Here is a 17,370-nt window from a genome sequence, read left to right as displayed (position 1 = left end):
AATTTGCGACGTTTTCTATTTCTAAAATTGAGGTTATTTATTAAATCTTTTTAAATCAACTTCTTTCATTAAATCCTGACCATTTTCGATATGTTCATAAAGTTCTTTTGAGAAGTAGCAGCCATTAAGTATTCCTCTTGCTCCTAAGCCGTTGAAGATATAATAATTTTGATGTTCGGGCAGATTACCAAGAATTGGTCGTCGATCTTTTACTGTTGGTCGGAAACCGTAATTCACTTCTAAGACTTCAAAATCATGCGGATAGAATGCTGAAAGTCCTTCTTTTAATTCTTCTGTTTTAAAATCATCGATTTCATTTTCCCTTTCATTGGGATCATAAGTTCCACCGTAATAATAAACATCATCTTTTAAAGGAAATAGAAAATGCTTTTTCTTCAAGGTATATTGATGATTCATTTTCTCTGACAGCTTTACTTTTAAATGATGTCCTTTATTGGCAATCACCTGAATATCTGCAAAAAAAGGATTTGCTCTCACGCCCATTCCTTCGCAGAAGACAATGTTTTTAAAATTAAAATCTTCATACATTGAACCTTTAATTTTTGAATAATCAAACTTTTCTCTGATCAACATCTCATGCACTTCCATATAAGCCGAAATACCACTGAAAAATCCATTCACATCTACTCGAGCTGAATGATTTACTTTACCAGTTCCGAAAGGATTTATAATGGTTTCTAAGGTTTCAAAATCAGGATTTAGAAAGGGTTTTAATTCTTCGGTTTCGGTTTTCATCGACCATAAATTCTTTTCACTTTCATCATGAAAAATACGGTGAATTCTTTCTTGAATTAAATAATTCTCGCCCGTATAAGTTTCAATCTCTGCAACCGTTTTATTCAAAAATTCTATCTGCTCAGCTGCCAACCAAAAGGTGGTGAATTTCTTTAATACCAAAGGGTTCACAATTCCCGCAGAAACCTGCGAAGCTCCTTTTTTACTGGCAGAAAATAAAACAAAAGATTTTTGATGAAGAATTAATTGATGGGCGAAAAAGAAAGCGGCATAACCGTCGCCAACTATTATATAATCTACATTTTTCATTGATAATTTAATTGATGAAAGGAATTTTTGACCTCAGAATAAGTTCAAAAAAAACCTGAGCAAAGGTACTCAGGTTTTTTTTTATATTGAAAGGAATTGATTAATAATTCCACATATCGCTCTCCATTTGCATGATTTGCGCTTTGATTCTTTCGCTTTCCTCTAACTGTTCGTCAGCATCATTTGGAATATAATCCTTGATAACACCATTTCCTAAACCGTTATCTGACTTATAAATAATACTGGAAAATCTTCTTGCATTTAACAAATCATCAAAGGTAATGTCAGAAGCAAGGTTTTTACTGTTGAATACTACTGCATTAGCTAGAACCTCTCTCGTATCAGGATAATATACCCAGAACAAATCGATCAACTCATCTTTACCAGCCAACGGCTGCCCGTCCGGACCAAACTGACCCATCAAAGAAGGATCTTGACCCATGGCTGCAATTCCCAGCAATCTATATTTCATCTGGCTATCTCTACGGTCGATATACCACATTCCCTTAATCTTTAAAACCTTTACATTTTCAGTTTTGGTTTCATAGACATTGGTAAACTCCTTCATTTCTTCCGCAGACAATTTCCCAACTTCATTAATCCTGTCAATTCCAGCGTTGCTCATCACCTCGTTTTTAATACGAGCTTGAATTGCTTCGGGATTTAGTCGAGTCATGAAAAGTTCGTCATCATATACTTCTTTTATTCTACCATCATTGATAGCATCAAATAAAAGTTGGTAAAGCGATTTGTTTTTCGAAACCAATCCATCTTCATTATGATAATACGGTTGATTAATTTTATCATTCATATCGATGATTTCCCAAACGACCATACTCTTCAATATGTCTTTGTCGTTGATAAAACCATATGATAAAGGAATGATTTTATTAGAAACCATCGAATCACCTTGCTTAATCAAGTTCAAATCTCTATATTTTCTAAACGATTCCGGAGATTTCGCATTTAAAATAGACATTGAAGTAATTGGCGTATCATCTACTACAGGTTGATATTCCACAGGAGCTTCAATTATAGGCGCAGCTTCCACAATTGGCTTTGCAGCAGCTGTCGTCTTAGCCTTAGCTTTCTTTTTCGGCTTTTTCTTAGTTTGTGCTCCAACTGCACTGAAACTCAAAGCAAGCACTATCAATATGACCTTTTTCATTCTAAAATTTTTATACTAATGATTGATATACAATCTAATCAATAACGTAATTATTGTACGTTTATTACTACTGGTGGAATCTGTTTTAATGCTTGATCACCTAATCCGGTTGCTGTTGCTTTAATATTAAATACATAAGCAATATCACCAGCACGCAGACCTTTTGATAAATTCCCTACTGAGCTCAATGAGTTACCATTCACCAACATTGCTGCTTTTCCTGGTACTCTAAACATGAAACTGTTTACAGTAAAACTTACTGGGAAATCGAAATCTGGCATCACCACAGAAACTTTCTGATTTGGGATTGAACTTGCAGGCATCGATACCACATAGTCTCCTTGAATTTGTCCAACCGGTGGCGGAACGCTTTTAATTCTGAAAGGGAACGCTTGTGAAATCACAGCACCTTTAGGATCACGTCCTGAAATAGTCAAGGTCACTGTACTTCCACCTCCTGGCGTTACAGTCCACTTACCTCCGCTTCCACTCACATTTGCTCCTGGTGCGGATAAAGAAATTCCTGACATATCTGCTCCCAAGATTGATCCTGAAATTGGATTCGGTAATCCACGGTAAAGAACATTCATTTTATCAGCAGTTAAGATTGCTCCTTTCTGTGCTTTCAATTCCTGTGCTCCTGCAATAACTTTATAGGTATGGTTATATTTTAATGGTATAACTTTCCCATTAACGTCAGTGAATGAAATTTCACCACTAAAGCTTTTTTCACCCAAAGAACCAGTATCTAAGTTTCTCACTCCCTGGCCATTTTCTATGGTCAAACCTGGCATTGACAATCCCGGAACATTACTAGAATAGTTACCAATAGCAACTTTTCCTTGTGCAGCTTCTCCTTGAATTACAGTGGCTGGTGCAGAAACAATTGCCGAATAAGCATCAAACTTGATATCTGCATCAATTTTTTCCTGAAGCATTACAGATAATGCGTCACCCTGAATTCCTCTTGCAGAAGATTGAATCACTTCTAAATTTGATAATGCAGCAATTAAAGGCTGGTTATAAAATTTATATTGAATGAAATTTTTACCATTTCTAGGTTTATCAAACTCTGAAATCATTTGCTTATTAGTTCTGTTCACCATTTCTTTCATCAAAGGGTTTGAGCCAAAAGTTTGGTTTACATAAGTTCTAAATGCATCGATCTTTGTTTTTAAATCAATTGCTGTTTTTGACGGTTTTGTTTCATCACCATCATTAAAGAACATCGTTGTAGATGGCTCAGTATTATTTAGTGAAGCAAAACTTTCCTGAATTTCTTTATTCGTATCGTATTCTGCGTCTTTACTTAATTTTCTTTTCAATTCCTCAATAGATTCTACTAAAACATCAGCCTTATTTTCCAATCCTTTATAGTTATTTAAAGGGACTGTGAAAGTTTCTGGAGTCTTTTCAGCTTTAACTTCTAAAGTTTTCTTGAATATTGCATTATTATTTTGAGTCAACACTCTCGTCTCTTCCAAAGAACCGGTCGTATCTTTATAGGATCTGATGATTTCTTGATCGATCTGCATTGCAAGCATCGCAATGAACACCAAATACATCAAGTTGATCATCTTCTGACGAGGCGTCTGTTTTCCTTGTGCCATTTTTAGTAAATTTTGTTAATAGTTTAAATTTTAAATATAAATGGTAAGAAAATTATGATTTCATTGCGCTAAGCATACCGCCGTAAACTCTATTAAGACTATTAAGGTTAGAAGTTAATCCAGTTAATTCTTCGTTAAATTTCTCTGAATGAGCAGCAGCTTTTTGCATATCATCTACGTATTTTTTGCTGTATTCAGTTTGTGTTTTTCCATGTTCTAATTGAAGCGCATACAATGCATTCATGCTCTCAAGATGACTTGCAGCCAACATCAATTGATCATTATATTTTGCTGTAGAACCACCAACATCTACTGTTTGATTAATTTGATCTACAGAGTGTGAAAACTTTTCGATTCCTGTTCTTAAACTATCAAATAAACTCACATCTAATTTAGCATCGGCAAGCATTTTATCTAATTTATCAGACAAAGAAAGCTCCAATTCTTTAACTTCTGCCGTTTGCATAACATTTGTCGAATGTTTTGGATTCGGGTTAGCATGGCTATCTAAAAGTTCTGGATACACATTTTCCCAAGCATAAGACTCTTCAGTCTTAGGAGCATCGAATGCAAAAATAATAAAGATAATTGCCTCAGTGATAAGACCTGCGGCAAGAGTCACGTTTCCAGAAATCGGCCCAATACTCCAGTGAGTCATTTTGAAAAGTGCTCCTAAAATTACGATTGCAGCTCCAAATGAATAGATGAAATTGTAAGTTGCTTCTTTAGTTTTAAACATGTGTTATAATTTTTTTTTAGTTTTTGTTGTTTTATTCTTAGTTCGTTCTCTTTTTGTATTTGGCTGTTCCTTCTGGGATGTCTTGTACAGTTCTGAAACCTATATAACTTCTGGCAGAATCTTTTCTTTCATAGTCTCGTGATCCAGTCATCAACAAATAACCGATATCTTTCCAAGATCCACCACGAACAGTTTTTCTAGGTTCTCTGTATGCTTGATTAGATAGATAAGGATTTAAAGTAGAAGCGAACTGATACGTTGAATTATTGTACGGAGATTCCGTCCACTCTGCTACGTTTCCTGCCATATCATATAGTCCAAATCCATTCTTAGGGAATTTTTTTACTGGTGCAGTATAGGTATAAGTACCTTTCTTTTCATCTTCTATATAATTACCTCTTTTCGGTTTAAAGTTTGCTAAGTAACAACCTCTATCATCCTGCAAATATGGTCCACCCCACGGATAAGTTGCATTTTCTTTACCACCTTTAGCCGCGTATTCCCATTCTGCTTCAGTTGGAAGTCGGAAAGCCATTGCTTTTTGTTTTTTCTTTTTCAAAGACTCATTATAATCAGATTTTAGCTTTGATCTAAAATTACAAAATGCTCTCGCCTGATCCCACGTTACTCCAACTACAGGATAATTTTTATATGCACTATGCCAAAAATAACCGTCATATAAAGGTTCGTTATAAGCATAATTAAAATCTTTTAACCAAACCGTTGTATCAGGATAAACTGCAATACTTTCTTTTTTCAAATATTTTGCACCTCTCGATTTATCTTTAACGGCAGACTCGATGTCTTCCCAATTGTAAGCATACTTCAATTTTCTGGTATCGATAATTCTTTCATTATTGATTCTTTCTGCGGATGGAATATATACTGTTTCTAAAATTTCGGCATATTGAGCATCTGGATATTCAGAAGTTTTCCAACGAATAGGGACTTTCCAATCTAATTTTTTAGATTCGTCGTATCCATCTCTACCGCCTTGAGAATCCATAAATTCCTGGTAAGCATTTTTATCACCGCCTGCTTTTTTTGAAGCATACGCATAGTCACCAATAGAATTCCCGTTACCGTCAGAACCGCTATCACCAGCTGCTTCAGCTAATAAAGAACGCACGACACTGTCACGAACATAATTGATAAAGACTCGGTACTCTGCATTTGTAATTTCTGTTTCATCCATAAAAAAGGAAGAAACAGTTACCGTTTTAAGGGTTGCCTTTTCTGGAGTATTTGTAAAATCCTGGTCAGCTAAACCCATCACATATGATCCAGCAGGAATTGCAACCATACCATATGGCCTTTCGGAAACAAAGGATTTGGACTTGCCTCTTGGCACCAACTCTCCTTTTAACCCTCCCTTGCCCGCAGAACTACCTCCGCTTTTCGAACATGAGCTTACAGCTGCTGCTGCTAATAATATAAGGAATACTCTTTTCATTCTAATATTTGAAATTAATCCGTAAATATATAATTTTTTGGGAAACATTTATGTTTTTTTTTACAAAACGTAAAAACATTTGTATTATTTTATAATCGGTTACTTTTTATTCTACTGTAACAGATTTTGCAAGGTTTCTTGGTTGGTCAACATTGGCTCCACGGTACACTGCAATATAATATGCCAGTAACTGTAAAGGCACTGAAGCAATAATTGGTGAGAAACATTCTGATGTCTCCGGGAATTCGATTACATAATCTGCCACAGAAGCAACTTGTGTATCCCCTTTATTAACCACTGCAATCACTTTTCCTTTTCTAGCTTTGATTTCCTGTACGTTACTTACAATCTTGTCATAATGTCCCTGTCTAGGTGCAATAATAACAATTGGCATATTTTCATCAATCAATGCAATCGGTCCGTGTTTCATTTCAGCAGCAGGATATCCTTCTGCGTGAATGTAAGAAATCTCTTTCAACTTCAATGCACCTTCTAACGCTGCAGGGAAATTATATCCTCTTCCTAGGTAAAGGAAATTCTGCGCATCAACAAAGCTCTTCGCAATTTCCTTGGTAATTTCGTGAGTACTTTCTAATACTTCCTGAACTTTTTGCGGAATTGTCTCCAATTCAGTACAAAGGCGCATGAACTCTTGATTACTCAAGTGACCATTATGCTTTCCTAATTTTAAAGCAATTAAAGAAAGAACCGTCAATTGTGCAGTAAATGCTTTTGTTGAAGCAACACCGATTTCTGGACCAGCATGTGTGTAAGAACCCGCATCAGTAACTCTTGAAATAGATGAATCAACGACATTACAAATTCCATAAACGAAAGCTCCTTTCTCTTTAGCCATTTTAATAGCGGCCATCGTATCAGCAGTTTCACCTGATTGAGAAATCGCAATAACGATGTCTTTCTCTGAAATGATTGGATTTCTATATCTAAATTCTGAAGCATATTCTACTTCAACAGGAATTCTCGCAAATTCTTCAATTAAATATTCTCCGATAAGACCGGCGTGCCAAGAAGTTCCACAAGCAATAATAGTGATTTTCTGAGCTTGGTTTAATCTTTCCAAGTTATCCCAGATTCCGGCCATTTTGATGATTCCTTCCTCTACCAATAATCTACCTCTTAAAGTATCGTGAATCGATTTCGGCTGCTCGAAAATTTCTTTTAACATGAAATGTTCGTAACCTCCTTTTTCAATCTGCTCCAAACTCAATTTCAATTGTTGAACTTCAGGAGTGATCTTAACATTATCCTTAATATTTCTGATGTCTACACCATTTTCTAATGAAATGGTTGCCATGTGACCTTCTTCTAAATAAACTGCTTCTTTGGTAAACTCAACAAAAGGAGAAGCGTCTGAAGCGATGAAATATTCATTATTTCCTAAACCAATCGCCAAAGGAGAACCTAATCTCGCAACGACCAATAAGCCAGGAAAATCTTCATGCATCACTGTAATTGCGTACGCACCAAAAACTTCATTTAATGCATAACGAACTGCGGTTGGGAAATCCATTTCCGCATTAACATCCATTATATATTGAATAAGATTCACCAATACTTCTGTATCTGTTTCTGAATGAAATACAAATCCTTTCTCGGTCAACATAATTTTCAGCGTATCGTAATTTTCGATAATCCCATTATGAACCAATGCTATTTTTCCGTCATTTGAAAGGTGAGGATGCGAATTATTATCACTTGGAACTCCGTGAGTTGCCCAACGGGTATGTCCCATTCCTATATGTGCTGTACCTGCTAAATCTTTTGATATTGCAACCAAATCATCTACTTTCCCTTTAGTTTTTGCAACAGTAAATACTGAATTTTCATTTTCGAGTACAATTCCCGCACTATCATATCCTCTATACTCTAATCTTCGAAGCCCGTTGATTACAACTTCATAAGCATCTTGAAAACCAGTATAACCTACAATTCCACACATATATTATCCTATTTTTTTTTGTTATTGTCTTTCTAATTATTGTTTCTGTCCGTAAGTCAAAATTAATCTTGCGCTTTTATCATTTGCAAGATTAGTAAGATCTGTTCCTACAAATACAGCTCTATTTGCCGTATAACTTCTGGTATTAAAATTTTGAGCGCCTAAAGTTGGATATAAAGACCCTAGAAGATTCCCCCCTGTATCTGTGGTATAAGAACCTACGTTTAATATTAAGTCGTAGTTTGGTGATTCTTTTTCAATGATATTTTTGAAAGTCTGTGTAATTCCAATATCGTAATAAGCTGGATTCTTTTGTAAATCGTATGCTTTTACCAAGTTATAAACTCCGGTACCATATAAAGCACTCATGTCAACAAGATAATCATTAAGATACTGAGACTTCCCTGGTTCAGGAGTTAAGTTTCTTTGTCTCACAACAAAATAATTAGGTTTCGCATAGTTATTTGACCAACTAGTCACATCAGTATAAATACGGATTTTCGCTGAAACAATTCCTATCTTATTATTGTTATACAAAGTTTTAATATTTGCAACATCCACAGCTGGAACTCTAAGCCCAAATCCTGGACCACCCATTCCCTGAGCGAAAAGCTTGGCATCACCAGTTATTTCGTTTGTTGTCGCTAACGCAGTTGCAGAAGGCGTTCCTGTACGGTTAAAAGCGATTTGATTAAAAAATGCATTAGACGCTCCCATGTTCATCATATAAACAGATTGCTCTCTGGTGATTATTCCATTGGTATCTTTATCATTTTTGTAATAAAGATTAAGCTCTACTGTAGTTGGATCAAAATTGAAAATATATCCATCATTTCCATCAACAGAAACTCTAATTCCTTTAAAATATCTAATAAATGAAGCTGCATCAGAAAGTTCTGGAGAGCCTACTTTATTAATAATTTTATTTGCGAAAAATGTACTATCCAATGGAATCCTAAGAGCTGGTGTTCTTTCGAATAGAACAGTGTCGTCACCATCTTTGGTAACTCTTACAAGGTGAACATTTCCGTCAAAAGTTTTTGATCCGATCTGTGCTCCAGTATTGACTATTTTATTAGAATAAACAACATCAGTATTAGAACCTAAAAAGTCTGTCACTTCTTGAACTTTAAAGTTTAAAAGTGTTTTACCTGCTATTTTGGTATTACCATATTTGATTACTGGATAAGTACTAACAACCCTCTTTGCAGGCACAGCACCAACTGGATAAATATAATCTTCATTCGTTACCGTGGTAACAGAATCTGCTGCATACTGTGGCTTAATTACAAGAACAGCTGAATCTAGTTTTGCATTTAATCCAAAATCGGGACTTGCTCCAGATAATCTAACCTGCGAAACGTACGAAGATTTCTGCGATCCAAATTGAGATTCAGTAAACGCACCTAAAGTTGCACTTTGCAGTCGTGCAGCATCTGTTCTTATCGAATCGTTGTTGTTGGAATTATAAGCGATAATCGGATAAGATACTTCTGTACCTTTTGCTCCGTCTTGAAAGAATTGTGAACCCAACTGATCTGGATCCGGCTCACAATTCACTAAAATTAAACTCCCAATTACTAATGTTGCAGTAATTTTGAATAATTCTTGAATAGTTCTTATCATTAAATATAAATTGATTAGTATAACGTGTTGATTAATTCAGCGTCTATATATTCGGATTTCGTAGTTTTAGTTTCAGCAAAAGCACTGTTAAGATCCTCTTCCAGGAACTCGTCGCCTTTGATTACTAAATCAACCAAATCAATACTTTCGATTACGAAACTCTGAAAACTTGGTTTCTTAAACGCTTTTAGCCCGGTAATATTGTCGAACTTCATTTTTTCTTCTACAGACTCAGACAATGCCATATTCTCCTCATTATAAAGAGAAAGGACTATTTTGGAATCATTAAAATAAGAATCGTTTTTATAGAAGGTCTTTAAATAAACAGGGATAAATGAGGCCATCCAACCGTTAAGGTGAATTACATCTGGAACCCAGTTCAGTTTTTTGATGGTTTCAATTACTCCTCTAGCGAAGAAAATTGCGCGCTCATCATTATCTGCATATGGTTTCCCTTCTTCATCGATATAGAATTGTTTTCTTTTGAAATACTCCTCATTGTCGATGAAATAAACTTGTAATCTTTCTCCAGGCAATGATGCTACTTTAATAATCAGGGGTTGATCCAAATCATTAATAATAATATTCATTCCGGATAGACGAATTACCTCATGCAATTGAAATTTTCTTTCGCTGATTTGGCCAAATTTTGGCATAAACACTCTCACATCATTCCCGTCTTGGTGCATTTTGAGAGCCATCTTACTCACCATTGTCGCCATATTGTTATCTTCCTGATAAGGAGACATCTCCGTGGTAACATACAAAATCTTTTGGTTCGGCATAAATTCTAACTTTCTTCTAAATTTTTGGGCAGAATATTCTACAAGGCAAATTTACGAAATTTTAATGTAATAATTTTTAATTAACATTATTTAAGATTAATCCTTTAGAAATCTGATATTATTCTAAAAAAATATTTAAAATATTTATCCTCATTTACAAGAATTTCCTACTTTTACAAGGATAATCAAATTAGATATGGAAATTTTCAGAGACAAAAAAACGCTTACGGATTATGTCGAAAGACAAAAAGAAATGGGTAAAAGAATTGGGTTTGCTCCCACCATGGGCGCACTACACCAAGGTCATCTCTCTTTGTACGAGATCGCCAATATAGAAAACGATTTGGTTATTTCCTCAATTTTTGTGAATCCAACCCAATTTAATAATCCTGATGATTTAACAAAATATCCGCGCAATACAGAGCGTGATATTAAATTGCTTGAAAACACCGGAATTGTAGATGCCGTCTATCTTCCTGAAGTCAAGGATTTATATCCCGAGGGATTAAAAAGTAAATCCTTCAATTTTGATGGTTTAGAAAATGAGATGGAAGGAAAATCCCGCCCCGGACATTTTGATGGCGTAGGAACTGTAGTTGAAGAATTGTTGCGACAAGTAAAGCCTGACAACGCCTACTTCGGTGAAAAGGATTACCAGCAATTAGCAATCATTGAAAAATTAGTAGAGCAATTAAAACTTCCCGTAAAAATTCATGGTGTTGCAATTTACCGTGAAGAGAACGGACTTGCTATGAGTTCACGAAATGAACGATTGAGCCATTTTCAAAGAGATGCTGCCAAAGTAATTCATGAAACATTGGTTAAAGTAAATGATTGGTTTCGGATCATGACCATTCCAGAAATTAATAAACGTGTAAAAGATATTTTCGATGACGAACGCGGAATGACTTTGGAATATTTTGAAATCGCAGATGAAACTACGTTAAAGAAAACCGATTTCTTTTATAAAGATAAAAAACACCGCGCCTTCATTGTCGTCAATGTTGGTACAGTTCGATTAATTGATAATTTACATTTAGATTAATACCTTTTAAAAAAACAGAATATTGCTCGACTGTAATATTCTATTTTTATTTCTATTCTAAAATTTATTTGTTGGAAATATCCCTTCTGAATTAGTCCTCAAGGGATATTTGTTGTATGTTTATCTTTTACTAAAATCAATTATTATTTAAAAGAAAACATGAAAGCACTACTCTATTTTTCACTCTTAATTCCAATCAATTTCTTAGCTCAAGAACAAACAACATCCGAAAAATTCTGGACACAATTAGAAGCACATTGTGGAAAATCATACCAAGGCGAAATAATTTCTGGAGGAGCTGAAGGTGACGGATTTACCGGAAAGAAATTAGTAATGCACGTTCGGTCTTGTAAAAAAAATGATATTAGAATTCCATTTTTCGTAGGGGACGATAAATCCAGAACTTGGGTTTTACATAAAAATACCAACAAAATTCTAAGCTTAAAGCACGATCATCGAAATCCAGATGGCACAGAAGAGAAAGTAACTCAATATGGCGGTACAAACTCAAATGTAGGTTTGAAGAATCTTCAGATGTTTCCGGCTGACGAACACAGTACGAAGATGTTGCCAAAAGCTGCTACTAATCTTTGGTGGTTTACCATTGATGCAGAAAGTTTCACTTATAACCTTCGCCGAATCGGGAACGAGCGTTTATTTACTGTTCGTTTTGATTTAACTAAAAAGATTGAAACTCCAGGCGCACCTTGGGGAACAAAAGAATAATAATAATCGAAAATATTGCAGATTACAACCATAAAAAAATCCATTTTGAAACAAACAAAATGGATTTCTTCATGAGCAGAATATTCAATTATTCAACTCTGAAAGAAACTTTACAGACACATCCGTAAGTTGAAATCTCACCATCTTTCACGTGGCATTTCATGTCTTTTACGTAAACGCTATCAATGTTTTTAACCGTTTTCGAAACTTCCTTCACGGCATTTTTTATAGCGTCATCAAAACTAATTTCTGAAGTAGCAATTACTTCAAGCACTTTTACTATCATAATATTTGTTTTTAATTTACTTTAAAATTAATATAAAAATTAGGAGCCTACTAGATGTTTAACAAACTTTAAGATAATGAGTTAAGAAATATAATTTCATTTTTTATTTCAAATAAGAGAAAAACGCTCTTACTCTAAAGGTACAAAAAGACACATTTCTTACTCATAACTCACCAACCAATTATGGGTTTTTCAACCCTAAATTCATATTTATTACCACACTACCTTTGAGTGAATAACCACAAAACTTAATACCATGAAAAATCTAATCGCACCATTAATTTTTTATTTTCTTCTGCCGACAATTAGTTGTAAAAACTCACCAGAAGTGGCAGAAAACAAAAACGACTTGGAAAATACAGCGTGGTACGGAGTTGCAAATATTCCAACTGCAGAAAATGTTACTTTTAAATTTACTGACAATGAGTTTAAAGTATATGTGAAGGATAAAGTTGTAGAGGAAATGAAATATAAAGTAAATAATGATTCTCTAATTATCACCAAAATCATCGGTGGTTCACCATGTCCCGTAAACAGTAAAGGAATTTACCAATATTCGATTGAAAACCAAAAATTAAGTTTAAAATTCATTTCAGAAGAATGTGATTCCAGACAATACAATCTTAATATTTCTAATTTTGTTGAAGTGAAATAATGTCCGAATTTAATTGACCAAAAGATTGATTTAATTAAACAGTATTTTCATTCAAATCGACCTAAAAAATATTAACATTAAAAATTTTATGACATTTTGTTGGAGATTAAAAAAAATTATATAGATTTGCACCTCTAAAGACGTTCTTTAAAAAATCGCAACTTATTCAGAAAAGTGGAGGGAATTGACCCTTTGAAACTTTGGCAACCTGTTTAGAAATAAATAAGGTGCAAAATTCAACTCGTTAGCGCGGGAAAGATAAGTCAGATATTAAAATTTAGAAAAAAGAAATTCTATATATTAAGCTCTTTTGATTTGTCGAAAGAGCTTTTTTTATGCTCTTTCGACAAGTATTTCAAAGGATAAGTTGCCCAAAATTTAAAACAAATAAATTAAAATATGAGCAATTTAAAATTTGAAACTTTGCAAGTTCACGCCGGTCAAACCGTAGATTCAACCACCAATTCTAGAGCAGTTCCGCTCTATCAAACCGCCTGTTATACCTTTAATGATGCAGAACATGCTGCTAATCTTTTTGGTTTAAAAGAATTCGGAAATATCTACACGCGCTTGATGAATCCAACAACAGATGTTTTCGAAAAAAGACTGGCAGCTTTGCATGGCGGCGTTGCAGCCTTAGCAACAAGTTCTGGTCATGCTGCACAATTTTTAGCCTTGACTAATATCCTTCAAAACGGCGATAATTTCGTGAGTTCACCTTATTTGTACGGCGGAAGTTATAACCAGTTCAAAGTATCTTTTAAAAAATTAGGAATACAAACTCGCTTTGCAGAAGATAACGAACCTGAAAGTTTTGAAACACTTATTGATGAAAATACAAAAGCCATTTATCTTGAAACGATTGGAAATCCCAGTTTAAATATTCCCGATTTTGAAGCGGTTGCAGAAGTTGCCAAAAAACATGGTATTCCCTTAATTGTTGACAACACTTTCGGAGCTGGCGGATATCTTTTTCAACCATTAAAACATGGTGCTAATATTGTCGTAGAATCAGCTACCAAATGGATTGGTGGACACGGAACTTCAATTGGTGGAATCATTATCGATGGTGGAAATTTTGATTGGAGCAACGGAAAATTCCCACAATTATCAGAACCTTGTGAGAGTTATCACGGTCTGGTTTTCACTGATGTTTTCGGCGTGAATTCTCAATTTGGAAATATCGCTTTTATCATCAAAGCCAGAGTGGAAGGTATGCGAGATTTTGGTCCCACAATTTCTCCTTTCAACTCTTTTCTACTATTACAAGGTCTGGAAACATTGTCACTTCGTTTAGAAAGAACGGTAAGTAATGCACAAACAATTGCTGATTTTTTGGAAAATCATCCGAAAGTTGAAAAAGTTTTATATCCAGGTTTATCCAATTTCCCAGATCATGAAAATGCAAAGAAATATTTAAAAAGAGGATTCGGTGGCGTGTTAAGTTTTGATATTAAAGGAGGAAAAGAATCCGCCGTAAAATTCATTAATCATTTATCATTAATTAGCCACGTTGCGAATGTTGGAGATTCGAAAACTTTAATTATCAATCCGTCTTCAACAACGCATGAGCAATTATCTGATGCCGAAAGAGAAAAAGCCGGAATTCGTCCGGGACAAATAAGACTGAGCGTTGGAATCGAACACATCGATGATATTATCGCTGATTTAGAATCAGGTTTTTCGATTATTTAGACCGCAAAAGAGCTAAAAGAAATAATAAAGTTTCGTGGAAAAAGAATGCAAAAGTTCAAAGCATTATCCACCACATGAGTCTTTCTTGCCACGAATACACGAATTTCATTCGTGTATTCGTGGCATTTTTTATAAAATATAATTTTCACCTTATTATCTTATAATTTTTTGAAAACCGCTGTTGTTTAATCAATCTTCGGTTCATAATCGAGCGGAAGAAAATTTCCCATTTTATTATTACTCAAACTTCCCTGTAAAATCATTTGTTCAGGATCCGAAGAATTTCCATCTGGGTAAATATCAAATGAATTCCCATCCACATAAATATAAGAAGTCTGCTGGACCATCGAAGTTTCTTTAACAATTTTAGACTTAACAATTGCAAAATAATGCTTCGGATAATTCACCTGAAGAATATCTTTAAATGCTAATGTTTTTTTATCACCAACCTTTTCAATAAAAGAAGAAGTGGGAATTTTCGTCTCAATAACAGCCAAAGCTTTTTCTTTAGCCACTATTTTATCTTTATCAAGTTTAACAATATGATTTACCCAAAATCCCTGCTCTGCAATTTGATCTTGATAAGCACTTCTCAGAAAATGCATGATACTTCCGTGGTAAGCATTCAGGCGATTAACTTCATTTATTTTCTTCGGATTAACATCTTTAAAAAAAGAAGTTCCGGAATAAGCGACCGTATTATTTCTAAAATCCGCTTCAAAATTCAAAAGATTAAATTGAATCTGATACGCCAATCGTTTATTCTCAATAATTAAAGTCTGCGGGGCTTTCACTTTCAAAATTTGATTCTTTTTGTCGAAAGCAAACTTCAGCGTTTTCTGATTTTTTATTTTCACATTTTCCTGATCAATCCCTACAAATTGTCCCAGAAAATAACTGATAAATTTATTGTAAGCTTCGTCGGTATATGGAATCAGCACAACTTCTTCAATATCCTGAACTTTAAGTAACACGATTTTTACCTTCTTTCCAACAGCCTCAGAAATCTGCACCGAAAAAGTTTCATACCCATTTTTCTGAAAAACAAGCGCAGCATTTTTTTGATTTTGCACATCGAGCGAAAAATTCCCATTGCCGTCAGAAACCGTATAGATTTTGGAACCGTCAACATAAATATTAACCTCCGAAAGTGGTCTGTCATTTTCTGTAAAAGTAATCCCGGAAATAACCTGTGCCTGAAAACCTGCAGTCAGAAAAAGAACGATAAAAACTAAAAATTTATTCATCTCGCAATATTACTAAAAAGTAAACAATAGTTTCAAAATTTTAAATAAAAGGAGCATAAAGATTTTCTCTGTTCTCGAAGAGCAGTCCCGCTGTCCGCTATATCTTTATTGTCTCGTTTCTAAAAACGAGACAATAAAGGATGCCGCTTCCATCGTGGCTATAACTTTAGTCAGTGCTTCTTTTAAAAAAATAAAAATATTTATAACAGAAACGTAGAATCATACAAAAGAAAATCCTTAAAAAATTGTAATATAAAAGAGAGCAATATTATTTACTTATCATTCCCTGAAGTTTCAGATCATGTAAATTCTTTTAGAAAATAACCAGATAATATATTGTTAACTTCTGAGTGTAGCAGAAATTCGTTTAGGATTATCGATTAAATCAAGCGCATCAAGAATATTAGTACAAGCAATATTCGAAACCATAAGTGCCTCAACTGACGCACCTTCTTTTTGAATAAGTATAATACCAATTACTGAGCGCTGTACCATCTCTCTATCCTTACTACCATTACCAATACTGATCACGGACTCTTTCCCCAACATCTCAACATACTTTCCTTTTTCAATATTTTGATTATGCGCGGAAAGCAATTTTAATGTACAGGAGATTCCTTCAAGTTCTTTTTCTGCAGTTCCGAAACTATTACCTGTAACAATATGAACTTGTAATTTTTCAGAAATCAGATTAAGTTTCTCTTTCACTCCAGCAATTAATTTTCCATCAATTGCAAGCGTACCATTGAAATCAACCATCAAATGTTGCAAGTGCAACTCGTCCTCTCTAAAACCGGGAATAAGAATACTAAGCATAATATTATGTTATATTTTAATAAAATAAAAGATCCTGACAAAAACACAAGATAAGTTAGTCTATAAAAAATAAATTTTAGATAATAAATATTTTCAGCAATAGATCTGGATTAAGGAGTTAAGAATATTAAGATTTTCGATAAAAATGGTAATGCCAAATCCGTCTATTATCTTTTGGTCTTCTCTTTGTCCTTGTCTTTTCTTTGGTTTTTGGGCACAAAAAAAACCTCAATCATTTCTGATTGAGGTTTAAAAAAACTGGCGGCGACCTACTCTCCCGCGTTAGCAGTACCATCGGCGCTAGAGGGCTTAACTTCTGTGTTCGGAATGGGAACAGGTGAGCCCCTCTGCTAAAACCACCCTAAAGGTTGTTTTGTACAAAAGGATGTACAGTATATTGTAATTAGGCTGTAGATTTTAGGTGGTAGGTAGTAGACCATGGGTCTATTATCTATCAGTCTATTATCTTTTAGTCTAATAGTTATCGATAAAAA

Annotated in this window: 15 protein-coding genes, 1 rRNA gene and 1 riboswitch; of the genes, 4 read left to right on the top strand and 12 right to left on the bottom strand. The window is 34.4% G+C overall.

Translation table 11 applies throughout. The features are described 5' to 3' along the window. Positions 1–33: 33 nt before the first annotated feature. From Q73A0000_RS15855 to Q73A0000_RS15820, 8 genes are all read right to left on the bottom strand, one after another. Positions 34–1,065, bottom strand: a complete 1,032-nt coding sequence (locus tag Q73A0000_RS15855) for an NAD(P)/FAD-dependent oxidoreductase (protein WP_193811874.1) — start codon at positions 1,063–1,065, stop codon at positions 34–36. A 100-nt stretch (positions 1,066–1,165) separates the two neighbouring features. Beyond that, positions 1,166–2,044 (bottom strand): gliding motility protein GldN, encoded by an 879-nt coding sequence (gene gldN, locus Q73A0000_RS15850; RefSeq protein ID WP_317174292.1) that lies wholly within the window; start codon positions 2,042–2,044, stop codon positions 1,166–1,168. A 239-nt stretch (positions 2,045–2,283) separates the two neighbouring features. Then, complete coding sequence (locus tag Q73A0000_RS15845; RefSeq protein ID WP_193811872.1) at positions 2,284–3,843, bottom strand: GldM family protein; 1,560 nt, start codon at positions 3,841–3,843, stop codon at positions 2,284–2,286. Between the two features lie 52 nt (positions 3,844–3,895). Beyond that, the gene (gene gldL / locus Q73A0000_RS15840; RefSeq protein WP_193811871.1) at positions 3,896–4,582 is read right to left on the bottom strand and encodes a gliding motility protein GldL; all 687 of its coding nucleotides are present in this window, start codon (positions 4,580–4,582) and stop codon (positions 3,896–3,898) included. Between the two features lie 37 nt (positions 4,583–4,619). Continuing rightward, positions 4,620–6,035, bottom strand: a complete 1,416-nt coding sequence (gene gldK, locus Q73A0000_RS15835) for a gliding motility lipoprotein GldK (protein WP_193813750.1) — start codon at positions 6,033–6,035, stop codon at positions 4,620–4,622. A gap of 106 nt (positions 6,036–6,141) precedes the next feature. Further along, the gene (gene glmS, locus Q73A0000_RS15830; RefSeq protein WP_193811870.1) at positions 6,142–7,995 is read right to left on the bottom strand and encodes a glutamine--fructose-6-phosphate transaminase (isomerizing); all 1,854 of its coding nucleotides are present in this window, start codon (positions 7,993–7,995) and stop codon (positions 6,142–6,144) included. 36 nt (positions 7,996–8,031) lie between these two features. Continuing rightward, positions 8,032–9,621 (bottom strand): DUF4270 family protein, encoded by a 1,590-nt coding sequence (locus Q73A0000_RS15825; protein WP_193811869.1) that lies wholly within the window; start codon positions 9,619–9,621, stop codon positions 8,032–8,034. Positions 9,622–9,635: 14 nt separating this feature from the next. Next, complete coding sequence (locus Q73A0000_RS15820; RefSeq protein ID WP_193811868.1) at positions 9,636–10,406, bottom strand: glycogen/starch synthase; 771 nt, start codon at positions 10,404–10,406, stop codon at positions 9,636–9,638. 196 nt (positions 10,407–10,602) lie between these two features. Here Q73A0000_RS15820 and panC point away from each other — a divergent pair, with 196 nt between their 5' ends. After that, positions 10,603–11,451, top strand: coding sequence for a pantoate--beta-alanine ligase (panC, locus tag Q73A0000_RS15815; RefSeq protein ID WP_193811867.1), 849 nt, complete (start codon positions 10,603–10,605; stop codon positions 11,449–11,451). 159 nt (positions 11,452–11,610) lie between these two features. Continuing rightward, entirely contained in the window at positions 11,611–12,177 is a 567-nt protein-coding gene (locus tag Q73A0000_RS15810) for a hypothetical protein (protein ID WP_193811866.1), read from the top strand. Between the two features lie 88 nt (positions 12,178–12,265). Here Q73A0000_RS15810 and Q73A0000_RS15805 read toward each other — a convergent pair whose 3' ends face one another. Further along, on the bottom strand, positions 12,266–12,463 hold the full coding sequence (locus Q73A0000_RS15805; RefSeq protein WP_317174262.1) for a dodecin family protein: 198 nt from the start codon (positions 12,461–12,463) through the stop codon (positions 12,266–12,268). Positions 12,464–12,719: 256 nt separating this feature from the next. On the opposite strand from Q73A0000_RS15805, the gene Q73A0000_RS15800 reads away from it, so the two are divergent. Continuing rightward, on the top strand, positions 12,720–13,118 hold the full coding sequence (locus Q73A0000_RS15800) for a hypothetical protein (protein ID WP_193811865.1): 399 nt from the start codon (positions 12,720–12,722) through the stop codon (positions 13,116–13,118). Between the two features lie 159 nt (positions 13,119–13,277). Further along, positions 13,278–13,383: riboswitch (SAM riboswitch) on the top strand. A 134-nt stretch (positions 13,384–13,517) separates the two neighbouring features. Further along, positions 13,518–14,813 (top strand): O-acetylhomoserine aminocarboxypropyltransferase/cysteine synthase family protein, encoded by a 1,296-nt coding sequence (locus Q73A0000_RS15795; RefSeq protein ID WP_193811864.1) that lies wholly within the window; start codon positions 13,518–13,520, stop codon positions 14,811–14,813. Positions 14,814–14,998: 185 nt separating this feature from the next. On the opposite strand, the gene Q73A0000_RS15790 is transcribed toward Q73A0000_RS15795, so the two are convergent. The 3 genes from Q73A0000_RS15790 to rrf all read right to left on the bottom strand — a co-directional run bounded on the left by Q73A0000_RS15790 (position 14,999) and on the right by rrf (position 17,240). Further along, positions 14,999–16,060 (bottom strand): carboxypeptidase-like regulatory domain-containing protein, encoded by a 1,062-nt coding sequence (locus Q73A0000_RS15790; protein ID WP_193811863.1) that lies wholly within the window; start codon positions 16,058–16,060, stop codon positions 14,999–15,001. A gap of 339 nt (positions 16,061–16,399) precedes the next feature. After that, a complete protein-coding gene (locus Q73A0000_RS15785; protein WP_193811862.1) occupies positions 16,400–16,876 on the bottom strand; it encodes an HAD family hydrolase in 477 nt (158 codons plus the stop codon). 256 nt (positions 16,877–17,132) lie between these two features. Then, positions 17,133–17,240: ribosomal RNA gene (rrf, locus tag Q73A0000_RS15780) — 5S ribosomal RNA — on the bottom strand. Between the last annotated feature and the right edge of the window lie 130 nt (positions 17,241–17,370).

This window comes from Kaistella flava (ex Peng et al. 2021), assembly GCF_015191005.1.
Classification (GTDB): domain Bacteria; phylum Bacteroidota; class Bacteroidia; order Flavobacteriales; family Weeksellaceae; genus Kaistella; species Kaistella flava.
This window is presented reverse-complemented; position numbering and strand designations above follow the sequence as displayed.